This is a genomic window from Mammaliicoccus sp. A-M4 (assembly GCF_022386955.1).
Classification (GTDB): Bacteria; Bacillota; Bacilli; order Staphylococcales; family Staphylococcaceae; genus Mammaliicoccus; species Mammaliicoccus lentus.
This window is the reverse complement of the sequence record NZ_JAJNHH010000001.1, coordinates 279,031-301,555: the sequence shown is the minus strand read 5'-3', so window position 1 is coordinate 301,555 and position 22,525 is coordinate 279,031. Positions and strand designations below refer to the sequence as shown.

The window sequence follows — 22,525 nt, the reverse complement described above, 5'->3', positions numbered from 1 at the left end:
AAAATGAAAAATGCAATATTAAGTGTTTCAGATAAAACGAACATTGTCGAATTTGCACGTAATTTAATTAAAAATGACTACAAAGTCTATTCTACTGGTGGCACTAAAAAAGCTTTAGAAGAAGCGAATGTTGAAGTGTACTCAGTATCAGAACTAACAGACTTTCCTGAAATAATGGATGGTCGTGTAAAAACACTTCACCCTGGTGTACATGGTGGTATACTTGCAAATCGTTCTATTCCTGAACATTTATCAGCATTAGAGGAACAAGGTATCGACTTAATCGATTTAGTCGTTGTTAATCTATATCCGTTTAAAGAAACAATTAAAAAAGAAAATGTTACTGAAGAAGAAGCAATTGAGAATATAGACATTGGTGGACCAACTATGTTGAGAGCTGCTGCTAAAAACTTCAAATTTGTAACGACAGTTGTTAATCCTGATGATTATGAAGAAGTGATTCGACGTATAGAGAACAATGAATTAGATGAGAATTACAGACAATCATTAATGATAAAAGTTTTCAAACATACTAATGATTATGATAATACGATTGTAGAATTCTTTAATGATGCTTCTGAAGAATTAAGATATGGAGAAAATCCACAACAAAATGCTACGTTTGTTAAGACTTCTCAAGAGCCTAATACTTTAGCTGGAGCTAAACAGTTACATGGAAAAGCATTAAGTTTTAATAATATAAAAGATGCAGACGCAACATTATCATTGATTAAGAAGTTTGAACAACCTACAGCAGTAGCTGTTAAACACATGAACCCTTGTGGGGTAGGTGTAGGTGAAACAATAGAACAAGCATATGAATATGCTTATGAAGCGGATTCACAATCAATATTTGGTGGAATAGTTGCACTTAATAGACCTGTTACAAAAGCTTTAGCAGAAAATCTACATTCTATTTTCTTAGAAGTGGTTATCGCTCCTCATTTTGAAGAGGAAGCATTGGAAGTTCTTAAAGGTAAGAAAAATATTAGATTGTTAGAAATCGATATGGCTGAAACAAAAGATGAACAAGAATTTGTTTCTGTTTCAGGTGGATACTTAGTTCAAGATAAAGATAATGCAATTATTAAAAGAGAAGATATGAAAGTAGTAACAGATGTTGAACCAAGTGAAGAGCAATGGAAAGCATTAGAACTTGCTTGGAAAGTAGTACGTTCAGTTAAAAGTAATGCGATTGTTCTAGCAAATGATCATCAAACTGTCGGTGTCGGCGCTGGACAGATGAATAGAGTAGGATCAGCTAAAATTGCGATAGATAGAGCAATTGAAATGAATGATAATGTAGCTTTAGCTTCGGATGGCTTTTTCCCAATGGGAGATTCAGTTGAAACTGCTGCAAAAGCTGGCATTAAGACAATTATTCAACCAGGCGGTTCAATAAAAGATCAAGAATCTATTGATATGGCAAATAAATATGGCATAAGTATGGTATTTACTGGCGTGAGACACTTTAAACATTAGGAGGTTCATAAATGAAAGTACTGATAATCGGCTCAGGTGGTCGTGAACATGTTTTAGCTCAAAAATGTAAACTTTCAAATACAGTCGAAGAGGTATTTGTTATTCCAGGAAATGATGCGATGAGTGGTGTAGCAACTGTCATTTCAAATATTAAAGAAGATAATCATGAAAAGATAAAAGAGTTCGTGGTAAATAATGATATTGAATGGGTTATTATCGGCCCAGAACAACCTTTGATTGATGGATTAACTGATGTTTTAAGTGAAACAAATGCTAAAGTATTTGGACCTAATAAAGAAGCTGCACAATTAGAAGGGTCAAAAGAATTTGCTAAAAAAATAATGGACAAATATAATATTCCAACAGCTGAATATGAAACAATTTGTTCTAAAGAAAAAGCATTAACATATGTTGAAGCATGTCCTATACCAATTGTATTGAAAAAGGATGGGCTGGCTGCTGGTAAAGGTGTTATCGTAGCTTTGACTAGAGAAGAAGCTCGACAAGCTGTAGAAACTTTATATACAACAGATGATGAAAAAGTTGTATTTGAAGAGTTTCTTGAAGGCGAAGAATTTTCAGTTATGACATTTGTAAATGAAGAATTTGCGGTACCTTTTGATTGTATAGCTCAAGATCATAAACGTGCATTTGATGCTGATAAAGGTCCTAATACTGGAGGTATGGGTGCTTACTGCCCGGTTCCACATATTTCAAAAGAAATCATCGAAGAAACAAATCAAAAAGTAGCGCAACCTATAGCTCAAGCACTTGTAAGTGAGGGTATACAATACTTCGGGTTAATATATATCGGTGCAATTTTAACAGAAGATGGTCCAAAAGTTATTGAATTTAATGCGAGATTTGGAGATCCTGAAGCACAAGTATTATTAACAAAATTAGATTCAGATTTTATTGAACTGCTAGAAAAAACATATAAAAAAGAACCTATCAAGCTTGAATGGAAAGATGAAAGTGTAGTAGGCGTTGTATTAGCATCAAAAGGGTATCCTGCTAATTACGAAAAAGGTCATATAGTTGAAGGCTTAGACCAAATAGAACAGTATTATGTTAGCGCCTTGAAAAAGAACGAAAAAGGACAATATGAAAATAACGGTGGAAGAGTTATGATTTCTATTGGAACAGGCAAAGATATAAGAGAAGCACAAAAAAATGCTTATGCTCAAGTGGAAAAAATAAAATGCGACAATTTATTCTATAGAAAAGATATAGGACATAAAGCATTGAAAGCTCAAATATAATAAAATGAAAGACCGATAAAATTTATTTGATTGCATAAATTTTATCGGTCTTTTTCATTGCGCTACATTTCGTTCTTTTAGGGAAAGATATGGTCAAACATAACGCAATGTTACCTAATATCAGTAATGTTTGTAATAGGGAAGAAACTCCCTAAACAAAACGCCAAAATAACTAATAAAATTGACATTATAATAAAATACACATCATTTATTGTAAAAGGCACTTTATAATAATAAGTTCGTTTACCATTCGTAAATCCTTTAGCTTCCATAGCTACTGCTAATCTATGAGATTTTCTTATACTTTGACTTAATGTCGGTATAAGTAAATGATTTATCCATTTAAGTCCTTTACGCTGACTTTTATCAATGACTTGATAACGCATTTTTAATGCTTGTCTTAATTGGATGAATGATGTAAACATGATAGGAATCATTCTGATAGATGCCATAAAAGCATAAGCTATTTTAGGTTTTAATTTTAAATGTTGCATGAAGCTATAGAACACATAAATAATTTGTGATGTGAAAGGTATAACCATTCCATAAAAGGAAATAACCAATGTACGCATTGTAACGTGTAAGCCTCTCATTAAGCTTTCACTCGTAATATTGATAATACCAAATTTAAACAACGTATGACTTCCTTCACCGTAAAAAATCATAAATAGCGAGGAAGTAAAGCCAAAGAATAAAGTAATAGCAATAACAATTAACAACGGCGCCCATTTTACACCGCTCATAAATATTAAATATATAAACATCACAAGTGTTAAATAAAGCATGAAATCAAAATCATGTATGAAAATGGCAAAGAAAAATAGTGAAATACCTAATAATAGTTTAGTTAAAATATTAACGTTATCGATGAAAGTGTAATATCTTTTCCAATTATTCAGCATAAACATCACCATCACTTATGGCTAATTCACGGTTTTGAATGTTCAATATTCTGGTCGCGTAACGATTTATGATTTCATTTTCATGTGTAATCATGATAATTGTTTGCCCATCTGCAACTCTCTGTTTAAATAACTTAATCAGTTCAAAAGTGTTATGGCTGTCTAAACCAAATGTCGGTTCATCTAGTAATATGATTTCAGATTGCGTGCTTAATGCTGTAGCCACGCTTAATCTTTTTTTCTGTCCAATTGAAAGTTCGAATGGATGTTGTGCTTTTACATGTTCTAATCTTAATAATTTCAACATCTCTTCAGTTTTTGCTTGTGCTGTTTCTTTATTTTGATGTGAAAAATTAATCGAAATTTCATCATAAACAGACATTTCAATAAATTGTAATTCTGGATTTTGATATACAAAATACATGTGTTTAGATGCATCTTTTATTTTTTTTAGACGTTTATCTTTGTAATAAATATTTCCTTCATATTTAATAAGTTGCATTAAGGTTTCTAAAAAAGTAGTCTTTCCAGTTCCATTAGCCCCTGTTAACACTATTAATTCACCTTTGTTTATAGATAAATCGTTTACTTTAAATAACTTTTTACGATGACGTAATATTTCTAGATTACTTATATTTAATAAAGGTTCGTATTTATGGTTAATAGAAAGTGATTTAGGTGCATAATCCCATGAATTAGGATGCCAAACACCATATTCATTTAATACGTCAGTATGGTTATTTAATATGTCGTCAGGTGTACTGTCATGCGTAATTTGCCCTTTATCATTCATGACAATGACTCTGTCTACATAATTCCATATATAATCAACTTTATGCTCAACAATTACAACTGTTTGATTTTCCCAATGTTGCATGAGTAAATCCCAAAGTTGATAAGTAGAAGATGTATCTAACATTGCAGTTGGTTCATCTAAAAATAAAGTATCAGTTTTTTGCAATAAAATAGAAGCAATAGCTAATTTCTGTTTCATTCCACCGCTAAGTTGGCTAAGTTTTTTAGATGGATCTGCCTCTAAGTTAACTTCTTGCATAGCTTTTGATATAAGTGAATCCATTCGGTTAGGCTCAACTTTCATATTTTCTAATACAAAAGCCAACTCTTCTTTAATTTTAGGCATACAAAATTGTGTGTCAGGATCTTGAAATATAACACCTGGGAAAGGGTCAATATGCTTTTCATCAACTTTCATAGGTATATCTACAGACCTAGGAATGATGCCACTTAATACATTTAATAGGGTACTTTTACCTGAACCACTCGGACCAAGTAATAAAACTTTCTCTCTATCATTTATAGTAATATTTAAATTTTTAAAAATGATACGTTCATCATCTGGATATTTAAGTCTAAGATTTTTAAGTGATAACAATTTTATAGCTCCTATAATAAGTCGTAATCTTTTTTAGAAGAAGGTCTGAATAATTTAGTAACACCAGTTCGATCAAGTGCTCGTACAATAGCGTATCCAAGCGCGCCACCTAATATAGCTCCGCTCAGTATTCTTATGCTGAACATTAATATAATATTCCAAGTTGCAACATCGCCTAAATAATTATAAAACCAATCAACGGGTAAAGTAATGATACCAGCCAAAGCTCCAGCTATAATAGCGACAGATAACTTTCTCGATTTATATCGAACAGCTAAAAATACAATTTCACAAGCTAAGCCTTGAAGTAAGGCATATACAAAAGTAGGAATATCAAATTGTCCCATAACTATTGTTTCGCCAGCACCCGCTGCAAATTCTGCTAATAATGCTACACCAGGTTTTTGAATAATCAAATAAGTGATAATAGCTGCAATAAACCAAAAACCATAAATAGATTGCTCTAAATGGAGACCAAGTGGTTTTAAAACTTCATACGGTAACCATAAAAATTTATAAATAATCGCAAATACAGCACCTATTAATACAGTTACTAAAATATCAGATAAAGTTAATCTTTTTGCCATAACTAATTCTCCTTTTTTATATAAAAAAATGCACTTCTATATCTAGATAGAAGCGCATAAAAATATTGTTATCATTATAAAAATGAATATTATAAGATTCACGAACACTTTCCTACGCTAGTATAATCTAGATCAGGTACAAAGGGTTCAGACTTTTTCAGGTCTGTCTCAGTTTAAAACGCCCCTAGTGCATTTATTGATTTGTTAACACTACGATAAGTCTTATTAAATCTTTTGTCAATAAGAACATTTTGTAACACCATATTATTCAAAAATATAATAAGAATGAGGGAGTAGGACAGAAATCTCATTTTATTAAAAAGATTTCGTAGTCCCACTCCGGCAAAGATTACTAGGGTTAAAAAAGCTTGATATAAGTGCATTTCAGCTACTACCATTATAATGAAAGAGGCTGAGACATGTATTTATGTCCCAGCCTCTCAAGCGTTGAAATTTAAGATAAGATATATTTATTCAAAAGTGTCTTGAATGTTGTCTTTTGTTTCATCTTGTCCTTTATCGTTATCTTTTTTGTTTTCTTGTTCTTTTTTCTTAGCTTTTTCTGCTTCTTCTTTATGTTTATCGTTATTACTCATAATAACACTCCCTTAAAATGTATGATATTATTATATACCCAGGTAGTACTGACTTTTAAACTTATTTATACTTCTTGGGGCTGATTTTCGATTTATTTAAAGACATTTGAAAATGAAACAATTATAATGTTCAATGAGGTGAAGAACATGTCTATTAAGAAAAAAAGCTGGGAAGTTCATTTTAGCCGGATTATAGGTATATTCATTATCATAACGGGCCTACTGATATTATTTAATGCACCACGTATTAAAGATTATAATATTAAAGACTCTGCTAATATCCATATTCGTAATATTTGGGACTTTTTTGTAGCTTTTTTTGATGAGTTAGTAAGAATTTTAAATCACTATATAGGTGGTTTTCCAGTCATTTCGGCAATAATTATCTTGTTGTTCGGCATCTTTGTATTGTTAATAGCACGTACATTAAGAAGAACAACAAATTATGATTATGATATATCTATATTTTATATAGTTTTAACGATTATATTCATGATTATTATTTTAATGACAATGTTCCAAGTTTATAGCTATGCTTCATTTTTATTTATTATCCCATTTGCCATACATGTAGGCTATGTTGTATATAAAAGTGAACTTAATCCATTACATCGAAAAAAACATTACTTATGGATTATCATTTCATACGGAATGTGCTATTTTATTTCACAATTCGCTATGAATCATAATATTGATACAAAAAGCGTTAAACCGCTCGATGTAATGAGTGTGAATTTGTTCTTTATTTTATTATGGTGTTTTAGTCAGATGTCTGTATGGACGAGTCTTTATTTGAGACGATCATTACCAATTAGTGAAGAAGACATTGAAACTGTAAATGAAGAACGTTATTCAAGAGTTAAAAATAATCGATTAACTAGAAAAATATTTACTATGTCACAAGCTTTATACAGCAAATTAGAAGATATGAAGCAAGTTACTTTGGATAAGTTTAATTCTGAAGAGGTAAAAGAAAAAAGAAGAAAACGAAATGAAAAATGGAAAGAAATCATAAAAATTGAAGATGAAGATATACCTAAATGGATGAGAAGACCAAAATGGTTGAAAAAAAGTTATATAGAATGGATTTGTACATTCGTACTTTTCTTATTTACGATTATAGAATTTAACAATAGAAATGGCTTATTCTTATCAGGTGAATGGAGTCTATCTCAAATTCAATATGTATTTGAATGGGTAACATTATTTATAATGATGTTATTAATTATACTATATGCATACTTTAACTATACAACTAATGTTAAAAATACACATAATTTCGGAAAATTATTTGTGATATCAGCATTGTTCTTTGAAATTGCAACTACATTCTTTGTATCGGCACTTCAAACATCACAATTTTCCGTATTTATTACACCGATATCATTTTTATTAATGCTATTTGTTACACCAGCATTTATCATTCATTTGAAAAAATCATTTTAATTTGAAGGGCTTAAAGTCCTAATAATATAAAAGAGCTGGGGATACAAATCCTTAGCTCTTTTTTGGATGAGATTGGTCAAAAAACAAGAGTTGATGATATTGTTGTTGGATTTACTCCGACAATAATCCAAGTAGAGCACCTTTTATTGGATTAACTACATCAATAATCCAACTAGACACCCCTTTGTTGGATTAAATACATCAATAATCCAAGTAGACCACCTTTTATTGGATTAACTCCGACAATAATCCAATTAGACACCCCTTTGTTGGATTAAATACATCAATAATCCAATTAGACACCCCTTTGTTGGATTAACTCCTTCAATAATCCAAGTAGAGCGCCTTTTGTTGGATTAACTCCGACAATAATCCAAGTAGAGCGCCTTTTGTTGGATTAACTCCTTCAATAATCCAAGTAGAGCACCTTTTATTGGATTAACCACCTCAATAATCCAAGTAGACACACCTTTATTGGATTAACCACCTCAATAATCCAAGTAGAACACCTTTTGTTGGATTTACTCCGACAATAATCCAAGTACAGCACCTTTTATTGGATTAACAATTTGGAAGACAAAGTATTTTATAGATTATCAATTGGTACATTATTAGAAATTTATATAAGAGAAGTTGTAATAAGTAAATATTTTTATAGAATTAATTCTAAAAATGTATTGCACGGAATAATCTAATGATTTATACTAAATTTAGTAAGCGTTTACATACAAGGGGATCAAAACTTTCTGGGGGAAATTTTGATTAATAAAATTCGGTTAACAGAGTATTCTAAAGGGGGATACTCTGTTTTTTTGGTGTCTTTGGCTATTTTACGTTATAATATGTGAGACATTTCGAAAGGATGGCCAAAAACAATGAAACAAATTATGCTTAAAAATGGTAAAGAAGATAAATATTTTAGAGGATATCCATTAGTCGACAAAGATGACATTTTTGAAATGCCAAGTATGGATGAAGGTGAATTAGTAGCTTTAGTAGATGCTGGGAAAAACTTTATCGCTACTGCTTATTATGGTGAGCAAAACAAAGGTATAGGTTGGGTATTATCTTTAGATTCCACTGAAAAAATAGACCACAAGTTTTTCGTTAAGTTATTTAAACAAGCAATTCAAGAACGTGAATATTTTGAAAATGTAGATGGCATTAATGCTTATAGGTTATTTAATGCTGAAGGTGACGGAATTGGTGGATTAACAATTGATAACTACGATGGGCATTTGTTATTACAATGGTACTCAGTCGGTATTTATCGTTTGAAAGATAGAATTTTGCCAGCTATTCAAGAAGTTTTCGAATATAAATCTATTTTTGAAAAAAGGAGATTTAAAGGAATGGAAACATCTTCTGATTTCGTAGAAGGTGACGCGCCAGAATTTCCTTATGTAATTGAAGAGAATCATCTATTTTATAATGTGAATTTAGATGACGGACCAATGACTGGTATTTTCCTAGATCAAAAAGAAGTACGAAAAAAAATACGCGACCATTATAGCGAAGATAAAGATATACTGAACTTATTTAGTTACACTGGTGCATTTTCAGTTGCAGCAAGTGAAAATGCTAAAAGTACAACAAGTGTTGATTTGGCAAATCGAGCTAGAACATTAACTGAAGGAAACTTTGGATTAAACGCCATGAATTTAAATAATAACCATATATTTATTATGGATGTTTTTGATTACTTTAAATACGCTTTAAGACATGGTTTAAGCTATGATGTTATTGTCATTGATCCACCAAGTTTTGCTCGTAATAAGAAAAAGACTTTTAGTGTACAAAAAAACTATCCTGAACTAATTGAAGGTGCTGCTTCATTACTTAATGAAACAGGTACTTTAGTATTAAGTACAAATTCAAGTGCGTTTCCGCAAAAAGCATTTAAAAAAATGATAAATCAAACGTTGGATTCATTAGAGCTAGATTATACAATTTCCGATGTGATGGGGTTACCTAAAGACTTCAAAACGCACCCTCATTATAAACCAAGTAAGTACTTGAAAGTTGTTTTTGTACAGATAAATGGTTAAATTCTTCGAAAAAAGGGTATATTTTACTATTCATTAAATTAATAATGAACTGTGAGGAGAATGATTAAAATGGGAATTATAAACAAAATCACTTCAAAAGCTGGAAATAAAGCGTTAGGTATTGAAGAAATAAAAAAACGTTCTGAATTACCAACAACAGAAACTGAATTATTGGAACGAAGAAAAAGAGCTCAAGATCTCGTTCAAAAAAAATCATTAATGTCATCTGCCGCTAATGTTGTGCCGATACCTGGTTTAGGCGTAGGTATGGATATAAAATTAATGGGAGACATCATAGAAGATATTAATAAGATTTACGGATTGAGCCATAAGCAAGTCAATAAAATGCAAGATGATTTAAAACAAAAAGTTTTAACTTCAGCAGCTATGAAAGGTAGTCAATTCATAGGTCAAAAAGTAACGAATGCTATGGTTAAAGTATTTTTTAAATCGGTTGTAAAAAGAGAAGCTGCGAAGCAATCTAGATGGGTACCTCTTGTTGGACAAGCAGTAGCGGGTTCAATAAGTTACTATTTAATGAAAAAAATGGGCGAAGATCACATTAAAAAATGTGAGAAAGTCATAAATGATTTTTTACGTCCATCATAATTTATCCTGTGACTGTCAACAAGTCTTTAAGACGAGTTGGCAGTCTTTTTTTGTAAAATAAATTACATTTAAGTTAACGTTTGCATTATGAATGAAAACGGTTTATAATTCTAATTGTGAACTAAAGTTTGTAAAACAAACAAATGTTTGTGAGGTGAAAATTTTGAACGAGAATGAAAGATTAATTTTAAATTTAATCAAAGAAAACCCGTTTATTTCTCAACAAGAATTGTCAGAGAAAGTTGGCTTATCAAGGCCAGCAGTTGCAAATATCATTTCTGGCTTAGTTAAGAAGGAATATGTTCAAGGGAAAGCTTACGTCTTAAACGAACAAAATCCAATTGTTTGTATAGGTGGCGCTAACATTGATCGTAAATTCCATATTACTGAGCAATTAATTCAAGGTACTTCTAATCCTGTAACATCAGAAACGTCAATAGGTGGTGTTGCAAGAAACGTCGCTGAAAATCTAGGACGTATAGGTGAAGACGTATTGTTGTTAACAACTGCTGGAAATGATGCAGAATGGCAACATATTTCTGATTTGTCATCTCCATTTATGAATGTTGATTACGTTGAAAATATTTCGAGTGAAGCAACAGGTAGTTATACAGCTTTGTTAGATCAAAATGGCGACATGACTTTAGGTCTAGCTGATATGTCTGTATATGATAAAATCACACCTGAATTTATGATAAAAAACACATATTTGCTTAATAAAGCTAAATGTATGATTGTTGATTTAAATTGTCCGAGAGAAACATTAGAATTTCTATGTGCTTATGCTGAAAAGAAAGGTATCAAACTTATCATCATTGCTGTTTCAGGGCCGAAAATGAACCATTTACCACATAATTTACATGCAGTAGATTGGATTATTATGAATAAAGATGAAGTAGAAGCTTATGTTGGTAAAAAAGCAGAAACTGATGAACAGTTAAAATCTTATATTTCTGAAATTAGCAAACAAGGTGCAAAAAATATCATTGTCACTTCTGGTAAAGAACAAATCTTTTATGAAGGACAGGAAGGTATTTTAGAATTTAGTGTAACACCAGTTAAACAAGTAGTAGATGTAACTGGGGCAGGAGATGCATTTACATCAGCTTTGATTTACGGTTGGCTTAAGTCCTATGACATAGAACAAATTGTTAAACTTGCTAAAGCAAATGCAGCAAAAACTATTCAAACACCATTTACAGTTAGACAAGATTTACATGAGAAACAACTTATAAAAGACATGGAGGAATTATAATGGAAAACTATATTCAATTTTCAGAAGAAGTAGAACAAGCTAAAAAGGAAGGTAAAGCAATTATTGCTTTAGAATCTACAATTATTTCACACGGCATGCCTTATCCTCAAAACGTGGACATGGCTAAAAAGGTTGAACAAATTGTAAGAGATAATGGCGGTGTACCAGCAACAATCGCTATTATAGACGGCACTATTAAAGTCGGTTTAAATGATGAAGAATTAGAATTACTAGCAAGTGCTGATGACGTAGCAAAAGTATCAAGAAGAGACATTGCTGAAATACTTGCAACTAAGAGAATTGGTGCAACGACTGTTGCTTCAACTATGATTTGTGCACAATTAGCTGACATCCAATTCTTCGTAACAGGTGGTATTGGTGGGGTTCATAAAGGTGCTGAACAAACGATGGATATTTCAGCTGACTTAGATGAACTATCAAAAACGAAAGTAGCAGTAGTTTGTGCAGGTGCTAAATCTATCTTAGACTTAGATAAAACTTTAGAGTACTTAGAAACTAAAGGTGTACCTGTAGTTGGTTATCAAACAGATGAATTACCAGCATTCTTTACTCGTGAAAGTGGATTGAAATTAAACACGAGAATTGATGATGTAAAAACAATTGCTAAATTAGCTGAAGTTCAATGGGATTTAGGCTTAGATTCAGGCATTGTTATAGCAAATCCGGTACCAGAAGAAGATCAATTAGAACCATCATTTATTAATGGAATCATTGATAATGCAGTTAAAAAAGCAGAAGAACAAGGTATTCATGGTAAAGACTCAACGCCATTCTTATTAGGAGAAATTGTTAAACAATCTGAAGGTAAATCTTTAGAAACGAATATTAAACTGGTTTATCATAATGCAAAAATTGGTACACAAATTGCAGTTGAATATGCAAACTTGTCAGATTAATAATAAATGCACCAAAATGTTGCATACTTATGTAATTTGATTGAATTGTATCTATTTTTTTGATATTCTTTATTCGTATAGATAAAATTTGATTTTATACAAATTAAATAATGGCTTTAGAAGGAGACAATAAAATGGAACAAAAATCTTACGTAATTATTGACGAAACGGGTATTCATGCAAGACCAGCTACTATGTTAGTTCAAACTGCATCTAAATTTGATTCAGATGTTCAATTAGAATATAACGCTAAAAAAGTTAACTTAAAATCAATCATGGGTGTAATGAGCCTTGGTGTTGGTAAAGACGCTGAAATTACTATCTACGCTGAGGGTAGTGATGAGAAAGAAGCGATCGAAGCTATTACAGACGTATTATCTAAAGAAGGTTTAACAAAATAATGTCTGAAATATTAAAAGGTATAGCTGCATCTGATGGTGTAGCTATTAGTAAAGCTTATTTACTAGTTGAACCTGATTTATCATTTTCAAGTGAAAATATCAGCGATGTAGACGGCGAAGTTGAAAAGTTTAAAGCTGCTGTGAATCAATCAAAAGTTGAACTAACTCAAATTCGTAATAATGCTGAAAAGCAACTTGGTGCTGATAAAGCTGCAATTTTCGATGCACATTTATTAGTGTTAGAAGATCCAGAGTTATTAAATCCAATTGAAGAAAATATACGCAATAATAAAGTGAACGCTCCAACTGCATTACAAGAAGTATCTAATAATTTCATTAGTATTTTTGAAAATATGGATAATGAGTACATGAAAGAGCGCGCTGCAGATATACGAGACGTATCTAAACGTATATTAGCTCATATTTTAGGAGTAGAATTACCAAATCCTAGTATGATTAATGAAAGCGTTATTATTGTAGGGGAAGATTTAACACCATCTGATACAGCACAACTTAACAAAGAGTTTGTTAAAGGTTTTGCTACAAATATTGGTGGAAGAACTTCACACTCTGCAATTATGAGTCGTTCTTTAGAAATACCTGCAGTAGTAGGTACAAAAGATATAACTGACCGTGTTAAACATGGTGATAGCTTAATCATTGACGGATTAACTGGAGACGTAATCATTGATCCTAGCGAAGATGAAGTTCTTGCTTATGAACAAAAGCAAAAAGACTTTTTTGCTGAAAAACAAGAGCTTGCTAAGCTAGTAAATGATGATTCAGTTTCTAAAGATGGTGTTCATGTTGAACTTGCTGCTAATATTGGAACACCGAATGATTTAGAAGGTGTTAAAAATAACGGTGCACAAGGTATCGGCTTATATCGTACTGAATTCTTATACATGGGAAGAGACAATATGCCTTCAGAAGATGAACAATTTGAAGCATATAGCAAAGTATTAAAAGAAATGGATGGCAAACGTGTTGTCGTACGTACTTTAGACATTGGTGGAGATAAAGAATTATCTTATTTAAACTTGCCTAAAGAAATGAATCCATTCTTAGGATACAGAGCTATTCGCCTATGTTTAGATCAAACAGATATCTTTAGAACACAATTAAGAGCATTATTACGTGCATCTGAATATGGAAAGTTAAACATCATGTTCCCAATGATTGCAACTATCCAAGAATTCAGAGATGCTAAAGCAATCTTACTTGAAGAGAAAGAAAAATTAGTTTCTGAAGGTGTTAAAGTTGATGATGATATCGAAGTAGGTATCATGGTAGAAATACCAGCAACTGCAGCATTAGCTGACATCTTTGCTAAAGAAGTAGATTTCTTTAGTATCGGAACTAATGATTTAATTCAATATACTATGGCTGCTGACCGTATGTCAGAACGCGTTTCGTATTTATACCAACCATATAACCCTGCAATTCTTCGCTTAATTAAGCAAGTAATTGAAGCTTCACATAAAGAAGGTAAATGGACTGGTATGTGTGGTGAAATGGCTGGCGATAACACAGCTGTTCCATTATTACTTGGATTAGGTCTAGATGAGTTCTCTATGAGCGCAACAAGTATCTTAAAAGCTAGAAAACAAATAAAAGAATTAGACCAAAAAGAAATGCAAGAATTAGCTAATCGAGCTATTAACTGTGCGACTTCTGAAGAAGTTGTAGAATTAGTTAATGAATTAGCATAAATTGAGTTTAATTTTATATATAAAGAGGGATTTCTTAATTATTAAGAAATCCCTCTTTTTTATAAAAATTATTTTCCTTTTAAATAAAATATAGCAATTTCAGGATTGCAAAATACTCTAATCGGTAACCTAGTCATACCAATCCCTTTATTAACATAAAGATATTGCCTATGTCTAATTTGATATAAACCTTGCTTGTATTTCTTACCGAGTGCAGGTGTATGCAACGCACCGAATACAGGAAGTCGTATTTGTCCACCATGGGTGTGGCCAGATAAAACGAGATTTATATTTGGGTTGAGTAATCGAACTTTATCAGGTTCATGCATTAAGCAAACTCTAAAATCAATATAATCATCTTTGTCAAAAAATGAGTTACTAAAATTTGGTTGACCGAAACATAAATCATCAATGCCGTAAATAGAAAGATTGCCAGCACAGGTTTTGACTACTTGTGTTTCATTTAATAAAACATTAAACCCTGAAAGTTTCATGATTTTTATAACAGTACTGATACTATTGGAACCATAGTCATGGTTTCCTGGAACAAAAAATTTGCCATATTTTGATTTAAGGGTTATGAATAAAGGTATAACTAGATAAGGGTCAAATTTAATTTTGCCGATATCATCAAAGCAATCACCAGTTAAACATATGATATCAGGTTGCATATTATTAATTTTGATCACAAGTTGGTGTAATGATTCTAAGCCAGAGTAATAACCAATATGCAAATCTGTTATATGGACAATTTTTAAGTTAGATTTGAGTTCAGTGTAAAATGTGTGCTTGAGCGTTACTATATCAGAAGAAGGGAAATTTATTTTCATTGTGTTATACCTAGTGCTTTATTAAATGATTCAATATCTACTTGGTAGAATACTTTATCATCAATTAAAACAGTTGGAGTCGAAAAACTATCTAAGTCGATAAGTTCTGATTTGAATTTTGAGTTTTTAATATTTTTTTCTGTATAGTCAATTTCATTTTGATCAAAGTACTGTTTTACAAATTGACAAGGTGGGCATTGATCTTGTGTATAAATTATGACATTTTTCATTGAATTCACCTCTACTTTATATAGTCATATTATAATGATTTGTTAGCTTATTCAACGGATTAGCATAATGATGACATGAATTTGTCACGATTTGTTAAAACTTTTAGATTTTATTAAGTAATAATTTGTTGTATAATGAATTTAAATTGTGATATAAATCACATACGTTGAATGGAGGAATATTATGGATGCAGTAGTTGTAAGTCGTTTACTAACTGCAATGACATTAGGTTTTCATATTATATTTGCAACGATAGGTGTAGGTATACCGCTAATGTTTGCTATCGCAGAATTCATAGGGATTAAGAAAAATAATCCTATGTATATTGCAATGGCTAAACGATGGTCAAAAGGTTACACAATAACTGTAGCAGTCGGTGTAGTTACGGGAACAATTATCGGGCTACAATTATCATTATTATGGCCATCATTTATGCAGTTAGGTGGACAAGTTATTGCCCTTCCATTATTTATGGAAACATTTGCATTTTTCTTTGAAGCAATTTTCTTAAGTATTTATTTGTACACTTGGGATAGATTTAAAGGAAGATGGACACACTTTTTAATTAACTTACCAGTTATTATAGGTGGTACATTCTCAGCGTTTTTCATTACATCAGTGAACTCTTTCATGAATACGCCTGGAGGATTTGATTTTATCAACGGTAAATTGATGAATATTGATCCAGTTGCAGCTATGTTTAACGCTTCATTTGGAGTACGTTCATTTCACGTTGTAGCAACAGCGTTTATGACTGCCGCATTTATTTTAGCAAGTATAGCAGCTTATAGACTTATTAAAAATAAATTCATCGATGATAGAGAATATCATAAAAAAGCACTTAAATTAACAATGATAGTTGGTTTGGTTGCGAGTTTATTATCAATGCTTGCAGGGGATTTATCAGCTAAATTTTTACATGATGAACAACCTGAAAAATTAGCAGCTATGGAATGGCACTTTGAAAGTGAATCCAAGGCCGATTTAGTATTATTTGGTTATGTGGATGAGAAGAGCCAAGAAGTTAAAGGCGCTATTAAAATTCCTGGTGCTTTAAGTTTCTTATCTGATAATAACTTTAATACAGAAGTGAAAGGTTTAAATGACTTTAAGAGTGATGAAACACCACCACTCATTATACATTACTTCTTTGACTTAATGGTATTCTTTGGAGTTTATTGTTTTGTTGTATCAGCACTGTTTGTTGTTTTAAAATGGACGAAAAAATGGTCGCAATTTAACAAACCATTATTATACTTAACTGTGCTAACTGGACCATTAGCAATGCTAGCGATTGAATGTGGATGGTTCTTAGCAGAAATGGGTAGACAACCATGGATTTTAAGGGGCTATTTAAAAGTGGCACAAGCTGCTACAAACGCTGATGGTTTAAGTCTAGTGTTTATTGCTTTTGCTATACTTTATTTAGTACTCGGTATTTCATCAAGTTATGTATTAATCAGAATGTTTAGTCACAGTAAAGCAACAGATGATGTAAATAAAGTTATAGAAAGAAGGGGTGAAGTATAATGGATTATCAACACATAGGTGTCACAGTACTTTGGCTCTTCTTATATGGCTACATTGTTATCGGTGCAATTGATTTCGGCGCAGGATTCTTTTCTTTCCATGCGAAATTAACTAAACAAGATCATATTATAAATGGATTGATCTCCAGATATTTAAACCCTGTTTGGGAAGTTACAAATGTATTCTTCGTATTCTTCTTTGTAGGAATCGTTGGATTCTTCCCAGATTCAGCTTACTACTTTGGTTCAACATTATTGATACCAGGAAGTATAGCTCTAATATTATTAACAATTCGTGGTAGTTTCTACGCATTTGAAAACTACGGACAAGATAGTAAATTATCATGGTTGTTCTTGTATGGTGCTACTGGTTTGCTTATTCCGGCATCATTATCGACAATTTTAACAATTGCTGAAGGTGGATATATTAAAGAAACATCAAGTGGTGTTCACTTAGAATGGATGACACTATTATTAAGTCCTTATGCTTGGGCAGTAGTGTTCTTAGCTATTATCTCAGTACTCTATATCTCATCAGGTTTCTTAACGTACTATGCTAATAAAGCTAAAGATACTGAAGCTTATCATTTATTAAGACAATGGTTCTTAATTTGGGCACTTCCAATGATTATTATTTGTCAGTTTGTTTTCTTATCATTAAGACAACATAATGAAAGACATTTTACCAATGCGATTGAAAATTATTGGTGGTTGTTTGCTTTAAGTATGGTATTCTTCATTATTGCTGTAGTATTGATATATCTTAAAAAAGCGCATGGTTTTGCATTTACGATGATTCTGTTACAATTCGGAACAGCATTCTTTGGATACGGCTTAAGTAAATTACCTTATATACTTGAACCATATATTAATATTGATAAAGCTGTCGTAAATGAACAAATGGCGCTTATGTTAGTCATAGCATTTATTTTAGGTTTACTTTTACTAGTTCCATCGCTTATATTATTATTAAGATTGTTTATCTTTGATGCAGATTACGTTAAAGGTAAAAAATAATTTCAGGATAAGTATGGAGGCGTATCATGAGTAAAGAATATGTAGTAATTGGCTTAGGGCGTTTTGGTGGTAGTATTGTTAGAGAATTAAACGCGCTAGATATGGATGTAATGGCCATTGACTCAGATGAAGCTAGAGTGAATGAATTTAGTGATATTGCCACACATGCTGTTATAGCAGATACAACTGACGAAGCGGTTATGAAAAGTTTAGGTATACGTAACTTTGATCATGTCATTGTAGCGATAGGTGAGAATATACAGGCAAGTACTTTAACAACGTTAATTCTTAAAGAGTTGGGCGTAAAGAAAGTAACAGCTAAAGCTCAAAATGATTATCATGCGAAAATTTTGAATAAAATTGGTGCAGATACCGTAGTACATCCAGAAAGAGATATGGGTAGAAGAATTGCACATAACGTTGCAAGCGCATCTGTATTAGATTATTTAGAGTTATCGGATGAATATTCAATTGTTGAAATAAAAGCAGGAGAAAAGCTTGCAGGTAATTCTATACTGGAATTGGATGTCCGAGCTAATTACGGCATTAATATAATAGCTGTAAAAAGAGGTAAAGACATTATTGTAGCACCAGATCCAAATGAAAGTATTGAATTTAATGATATTTTAATTGTTATCGGACACGACAATGATTTAAATCGTTTTGAAAAGAAATTAGTAAATGAATAATACAAAATAAGGGAGTGGGACAGAAATCTCATTTTATTAAAAAGATTTCGTAGTCCCACCCCGGCAAGGGTGACTAGGTATGAAAAAAGCTTGTTATAAGCGCATTTTCATACCAGTCATCTACTGCCAATACAAAAATAAGAGCCTAGGACATAAATAATTGTCCTAGGCTCTTATTTTTAAATTTTACCCTAAACACATATGATACATTACTCTAATGAGCTAGTGATTATAAATAAGCCTGTTAGCGCGATATTTTCTATGATTTAATTTTATGTACTCAAATCTTTGTTAGTTATAACAAAAATAGAAGACTATATACTTTTTAAAACGAAATAAACAAACACCGCAATCCGAAAGAGAAATCAACGGATTGCGGTGTTTGACTTGAGAAAAGGAGTTATATCCTATTCTCTATTATTTGATTTTCATAATGATTGGTAAAATCATTGGTTTACGAGCAGTTTTTTCGTATAAATACGGTTGTAACGCTTCTGTTATTGTTGCTTTAACATGATGCCATTCAACTTTATCATTATTATTTAATTTCTCAATTACTGACTTTTTAATTAATCGTTGTGCATCATAAATTAAATGACCAGATTCTCTCATGTATACAAAACCACGAGATATAATATCAGGACCGGAAAGCAATTGCTTTGTCTTAAAGTCAATGCTTACAACTACAATTACTAAACCTTCTTCTGATAATACTTTACGGTCTTTTATAACAACGTTGCCTATATCTCCAATTCCGCTTCCATCTACGAACACACTTCCAGAAGGTATGCGTCCTGCGTATCGTGCAGAATCTTTCGTAAGTGCTAATACATCACCGATTTCATATACAAATATATTATCAGGATCAACGCCACAGTTAACACCTGTTTCACTGTGTTTCTTAAGCATTCTATATTCACCATGAATCGGCATGAAATATTTCGGCTTAATTAAACGAAGCATTAATTTTTGTTCATCTTGAGAACCGTGTCCAGATGTATGAATATTCGACAACTTACCATGGATAACATCTGCTCCAGCTTTATAAAGCGCGTTTATTGTTCTGTTAACACTCTTTGTATTACCTGGAATAGGGGAAGAACTAAATACTACTGTATCATCTGGTATAATACTGATTTGTCTATGTGTGCCATTAGCTATTCTAGATAAAGCAGCCATTGGTTCACCTTGAGAACCTGTACATAAAATTAATATTTCATGCTTAGGCACAGTATTGATTTTATTAGGTTCAATAAATGTTTCAGGTGGTACTTTAATATATCCTAAATCAGTACCAATTTTAATGTTGTTCTCCATTGAACGACCGAATACTACAATTTTACGATTGTATTTAACGGCAGCTTCAACAGCTTGTTGTACACGATATATATTTGATGCGAAAGTCGCAAAAATAATTCTTCCTGTACATTTACGGAAAATCTCATCTACATTTTGTCCAACTTCTTTTTCACTTAGTGTAAAGTTAGGAACTTCAGAGTTAGTAGAATCTGAAAGTAAACAAAGTACGCCTTCTTCACCTAATTGAGCCATTTTAGCAATATTTGCTGGTTGTCCAACAGGTGTGAAATCAAATTTGAAGTCACCAGTATGAACAATTTTACCTTGAGGTGTATCAGCTATAATACCGTATGCTTCAGGTATACTATGTGTTGTTAAATAAAATGAGATTTTAAAGTGTTTAAATTCAAACACAGAGTCTTCAGTTATTTCATTGAGTTGTGCAGTTTTTAGTAAATGATGTTCTTCTAATTTATTTCTAATTAAACCTAAAGCTAATGGTCCACTGTATATGGGAACATTAAATTGTTTAAGTAGATAAGGGACGCCACCAATATGGTCTTCGTGTCCATGTGTAATGAATAAAGCTTTTACTTTATGTTTGTTTTGTATTAAGTAAGTATAATCAGGTATCACGTAATCGATACCAAGCAAATCGTCATCTGGGAACTTAATACCAGCATCTATTACGATTATTTCATCTTGATATTCGAGGGCGTACGTGTTTTTACCTATTTCACCGAGTCCTCCCAGTGCATATACACCTACTTCATTTTTTTGGATGGGTTTCATTTAGATTTTCTCCACATTAAAATGTTCTGATTTTTGTTCATAATCTAAATGAGCGCCCTCTAATTTTTGGACAAATTCGATATTATAATTACGATCTGATAAATAACGTCTCACTTGTTCTTCTGTTTGTCCTTCGAAATACTTAGTTTGTGTACTTTCACGTACAATAACTTCACTTTTGTCTTCTTGATAAAATACTTTAAATATTGCCATATATATAATCCTCCTAGTTGATTAACATAAATAAAGCCCTAGTTTAAGGCTAGGGTTAGTCAATTTTTGAAATTTGAGTCCCGTTCATTTTGAGAGGTATTTAAATTAAATATATAAATACCTTTTTAATAAGTTCATTTTACATGATAATTAGATATAAATAAAGTTATTTAACTAAATCTTTCATATATACTCAGAATGGACTAGAATAGAACGGAGGAGGCGATGATAGTTGGAAAAGAAATTAATATTTCTAGATATAGATGGTACAATTTATGATGAAAATAAAGAAATACCTCAATCAACAATAACCGCAATAAAAAAATTAAAAGAAAAAGGTCACATAGTTGGAATTGCTACTGGACGCGCACCTTACATGTTTAAGCACGTAATTGAAGAAACTGATATTCAAACGTTTGTTTCATTAAATGGACAAATTGTTGTTCATGATGGAGAAGTAATAGGTAAATATCCATTGAATAAGGAAGAATTAACACAAATCGTTGAAAAAGCACACAAAAATAATCATCCTTTAGTTTTCTTTGGAGACACAAACGTATACGCAAGTGAAGAAAACAATCTTCATATTTCAGAAAGCTTAGGTACTTTGAAAATGGATTATCCACAATATCACAATACATATTATTTAGATCATCCAGTATATCAAGCGCTTATATTCCATACTGCTGATGAAGATTATAAATATGATAACCAATTTGAATCTTTAAAGTTTTATAGATGGCATACTTTAAGCAGAGACGTTGTACCTAACAATCGTTCTAAAGCAGAAGGCATTAAAGAGTTGAGTAAAGAGTTAGGATTTTCATTAAATGAAGTCGTAGCGTTTGGCGATGGACCGAACGATGTTGAAATGTTAACTGAAGTTGGTTGTGGAGTAGCTATGGGAAATGCTGTAGACGCTTTAAAAGAAGTTTGTGATTATGAAACTAAAAGTGTAGACGAGAATGGCATATACGATGCATGTGTGAAATTAGGATTGATAGATGAATAGGAAGTGAATGTTATGGATAAAGTTGAACGTATTATAAAAACTGTAAAAGCTGAAAAAAATAGATCAGATAAACATTTTAAAGGTATTGAATTTAATATTCGCCAAAATGAAGTTGTTATGATTTATAATTATGATGAAACAGTAAATAATGTAAAACAAGATCCACACTACATTCGACATAATAAAGATCCAGAGTGGTTGAATCTAGATGAATTAGAATTAATTCAAAAATCATTAAGAGAAGAAAATATTAAATTTATAGAACGTAGAGATGAATTTATGTAACTATAATTTAAAACTATG

Annotated in this window: 22 protein-coding genes and 1 riboswitch; of the genes, 14 read left to right on the top strand and 8 right to left on the bottom strand. The window is 31.6% G+C overall.

What is annotated here, in order from left to right; genetic code table 11:
- Nucleotides 1–3 precede the first annotated feature (3 nt).
- Together purH and purD are read left to right on the top strand one after the other, a co-directional pair.
- Nucleotides 4–1,482, top strand: a complete 1,479-nt coding sequence (gene purH / locus LQ682_RS01670) for a bifunctional phosphoribosylaminoimidazolecarboxamide formyltransferase/IMP cyclohydrolase (protein WP_239723771.1) — start codon at nucleotides 4–6, stop codon at nucleotides 1,480–1,482.
- An 11-nt stretch (nucleotides 1,483–1,493) separates the two neighbouring features.
- Entirely contained in the window at nucleotides 1,494–2,744 is a 1,251-nt protein-coding gene (purD, locus tag LQ682_RS01665; protein ID WP_064205033.1) for a phosphoribosylamine--glycine ligase, read from the top strand.
- 110 nt (nucleotides 2,745–2,854) lie between these two features.
- Here purD and LQ682_RS01660 read toward each other — a convergent pair whose 3' ends face one another.
- From LQ682_RS01660 to LQ682_RS14120, 4 genes are all read right to left on the bottom strand, one after another.
- Nucleotides 2,855–3,646: an energy-coupling factor transporter transmembrane component T family protein gene (locus tag LQ682_RS01660; RefSeq protein ID WP_064205037.1), complete on the bottom strand. Its 792-nt coding sequence runs from the start codon at nucleotides 3,644–3,646 to the stop codon at nucleotides 2,855–2,857.
- Nucleotides 3,636–5,039: an ABC transporter ATP-binding protein gene (locus tag LQ682_RS01655; protein ID WP_194200880.1), complete on the bottom strand. Its 1,404-nt coding sequence runs from the start codon at nucleotides 5,037–5,039 to the stop codon at nucleotides 3,636–3,638. The genes LQ682_RS01660 and LQ682_RS01655 overlap by 11 nt, the downstream gene beginning before the upstream one ends.
- Before the next feature lie 11 nt (nucleotides 5,040–5,050).
- Nucleotides 5,051–5,626 (bottom strand): ECF transporter S component, encoded by a 576-nt coding sequence (locus LQ682_RS01650; RefSeq protein WP_064205035.1) that lies wholly within the window; start codon nucleotides 5,624–5,626, stop codon nucleotides 5,051–5,053.
- Nucleotides 5,627–5,718: 92 nt separating this feature from the next.
- A riboswitch (TPP riboswitch) is annotated at nucleotides 5,719–5,822 on the bottom strand.
- A gap of 274 nt (nucleotides 5,823–6,096) precedes the next feature.
- Nucleotides 6,097–6,222, bottom strand: coding sequence for a hypothetical protein (locus LQ682_RS14120; protein WP_016999673.1), 126 nt, complete (start codon nucleotides 6,220–6,222; stop codon nucleotides 6,097–6,099).
- Nucleotides 6,223–6,369: 147 nt separating this feature from the next.
- Between LQ682_RS14120 and auxA the strand changes: the two genes are divergently transcribed.
- The 7 genes from auxA to ptsP all read left to right on the top strand — a co-directional run bounded on the left by auxA (nucleotide 6,370) and on the right by ptsP (nucleotide 14,610).
- On the top strand, nucleotides 6,370–7,668 hold the full coding sequence (auxA, locus tag LQ682_RS01645) for a lipoteichoic acid stability factor AuxA (RefSeq protein WP_016999674.1): 1,299 nt from the start codon (nucleotides 6,370–6,372) through the stop codon (nucleotides 7,666–7,668).
- A gap of 875 nt (nucleotides 7,669–8,543) precedes the next feature.
- A complete protein-coding gene (locus LQ682_RS01640; RefSeq protein WP_239723770.1) occupies nucleotides 8,544–9,716 on the top strand; it encodes a class I SAM-dependent rRNA methyltransferase in 1,173 nt (390 codons plus the stop codon).
- A gap of 69 nt (nucleotides 9,717–9,785) precedes the next feature.
- Nucleotides 9,786–10,325 carry a DUF697 domain-containing protein gene (locus LQ682_RS01635; protein WP_064211306.1) on the top strand — a complete coding sequence of 180 codons (540 nt, stop codon included), beginning with the start codon at nucleotides 9,786–9,788 and terminating at the stop codon, nucleotides 10,323–10,325.
- Between the two features lie 163 nt (nucleotides 10,326–10,488).
- Nucleotides 10,489–11,580, top strand: coding sequence for a carbohydrate kinase (locus LQ682_RS01630; protein WP_064204126.1), 1,092 nt, complete (start codon nucleotides 10,489–10,491; stop codon nucleotides 11,578–11,580).
- Complete coding sequence (locus tag LQ682_RS01625) at nucleotides 11,580–12,497, top strand: pseudouridine-5'-phosphate glycosidase (protein ID WP_016999678.1); 918 nt, start codon at nucleotides 11,580–11,582, stop codon at nucleotides 12,495–12,497. Before LQ682_RS01630 ends, LQ682_RS01625 begins: the two co-directional genes overlap by 1 nt.
- A gap of 134 nt (nucleotides 12,498–12,631) precedes the next feature.
- On the top strand, nucleotides 12,632–12,898 hold the full coding sequence (locus tag LQ682_RS01620; RefSeq protein ID WP_016999679.1) for a phosphocarrier protein HPr: 267 nt from the start codon (nucleotides 12,632–12,634) through the stop codon (nucleotides 12,896–12,898).
- The gene (gene ptsP / locus LQ682_RS01615) at nucleotides 12,898–14,610 is read left to right on the top strand and encodes a phosphoenolpyruvate--protein phosphotransferase (protein WP_016999680.1); all 1,713 of its coding nucleotides are present in this window, start codon (nucleotides 12,898–12,900) and stop codon (nucleotides 14,608–14,610) included. The genes LQ682_RS01620 and ptsP overlap by 1 nt, the downstream gene beginning before the upstream one ends.
- A 68-nt stretch (nucleotides 14,611–14,678) precedes the next feature.
- Here the strand turns inward: ptsP and LQ682_RS01610 are convergent, their stop codons facing one another.
- On the bottom strand, nucleotides 14,679–15,440 hold the full coding sequence (locus LQ682_RS01610; protein ID WP_239723769.1) for a metallophosphoesterase: 762 nt from the start codon (nucleotides 15,438–15,440) through the stop codon (nucleotides 14,679–14,681).
- Nucleotides 15,437–15,670 carry a glutaredoxin family protein gene (locus tag LQ682_RS01605; RefSeq protein ID WP_135031799.1) on the bottom strand — a complete coding sequence of 78 codons (234 nt, stop codon included), beginning with the start codon at nucleotides 15,668–15,670 and terminating at the stop codon, nucleotides 15,437–15,439. The genes LQ682_RS01610 and LQ682_RS01605 overlap by 4 nt, the downstream gene beginning before the upstream one ends.
- Before the next feature lie 184 nt (nucleotides 15,671–15,854).
- On the opposite strand from LQ682_RS01605, the gene LQ682_RS01600 reads away from it, so the two are divergent.
- Genes LQ682_RS01600 through LQ682_RS01590 form a run of 3 tightly spaced genes read left to right on the top strand, consistent with a single transcriptional unit; the run spans nucleotide 15,855 to nucleotide 18,906 of the window.
- Nucleotides 15,855–17,201, top strand: coding sequence for a cytochrome ubiquinol oxidase subunit I (locus tag LQ682_RS01600; protein ID WP_016999683.1), 1,347 nt, complete (start codon nucleotides 15,855–15,857; stop codon nucleotides 17,199–17,201).
- Nucleotides 17,201–18,217 carry a cytochrome d ubiquinol oxidase subunit II gene (locus LQ682_RS01595; protein ID WP_016999684.1) on the top strand — a complete coding sequence of 339 codons (1,017 nt, stop codon included), beginning with the start codon at nucleotides 17,201–17,203 and terminating at the stop codon, nucleotides 18,215–18,217. The genes LQ682_RS01600 and LQ682_RS01595 overlap by 1 nt, the downstream gene beginning before the upstream one ends.
- 26 nt (nucleotides 18,218–18,243) lie before the next feature.
- Nucleotides 18,244–18,906: a potassium channel family protein gene (locus tag LQ682_RS01590; protein WP_016999685.1), complete on the top strand. Its 663-nt coding sequence runs from the start codon at nucleotides 18,244–18,246 to the stop codon at nucleotides 18,904–18,906.
- Nucleotides 18,907–19,323: 417 nt separating this feature from the next.
- Here the strand turns inward: LQ682_RS01590 and rnjA are convergent, their stop codons facing one another.
- Both rnjA and LQ682_RS01580 read right to left on the bottom strand, forming a co-directional pair.
- On the bottom strand, nucleotides 19,324–20,997 hold the full coding sequence (gene rnjA / locus LQ682_RS01585; RefSeq protein ID WP_064204124.1) for a ribonuclease J1: 1,674 nt from the start codon (nucleotides 20,995–20,997) through the stop codon (nucleotides 19,324–19,326).
- Nucleotides 20,998–21,210, bottom strand: a complete 213-nt coding sequence (locus LQ682_RS01580; protein WP_064204123.1) for a DNA-dependent RNA polymerase subunit epsilon — start codon at nucleotides 21,208–21,210, stop codon at nucleotides 20,998–21,000. It lies immediately after the preceding gene.
- Nucleotides 21,211–21,442: 232 nt separating this feature from the next.
- Between LQ682_RS01580 and LQ682_RS01575 the strand changes: the two genes are divergently transcribed.
- Complete coding sequence (locus tag LQ682_RS01575; RefSeq protein ID WP_064204122.1) at nucleotides 21,443–22,222, top strand: Cof-type HAD-IIB family hydrolase; 780 nt, start codon at nucleotides 21,443–21,445, stop codon at nucleotides 22,220–22,222.
- A 12-nt stretch (nucleotides 22,223–22,234) separates the two neighbouring features.
- Nucleotides 22,235–22,507, top strand: a complete 273-nt coding sequence (locus tag LQ682_RS01570; protein ID WP_064204121.1) for a hypothetical protein — start codon at nucleotides 22,235–22,237, stop codon at nucleotides 22,505–22,507.
- The last annotated feature ends 18 nt before the right edge of the window (nucleotides 22,508–22,525 follow it).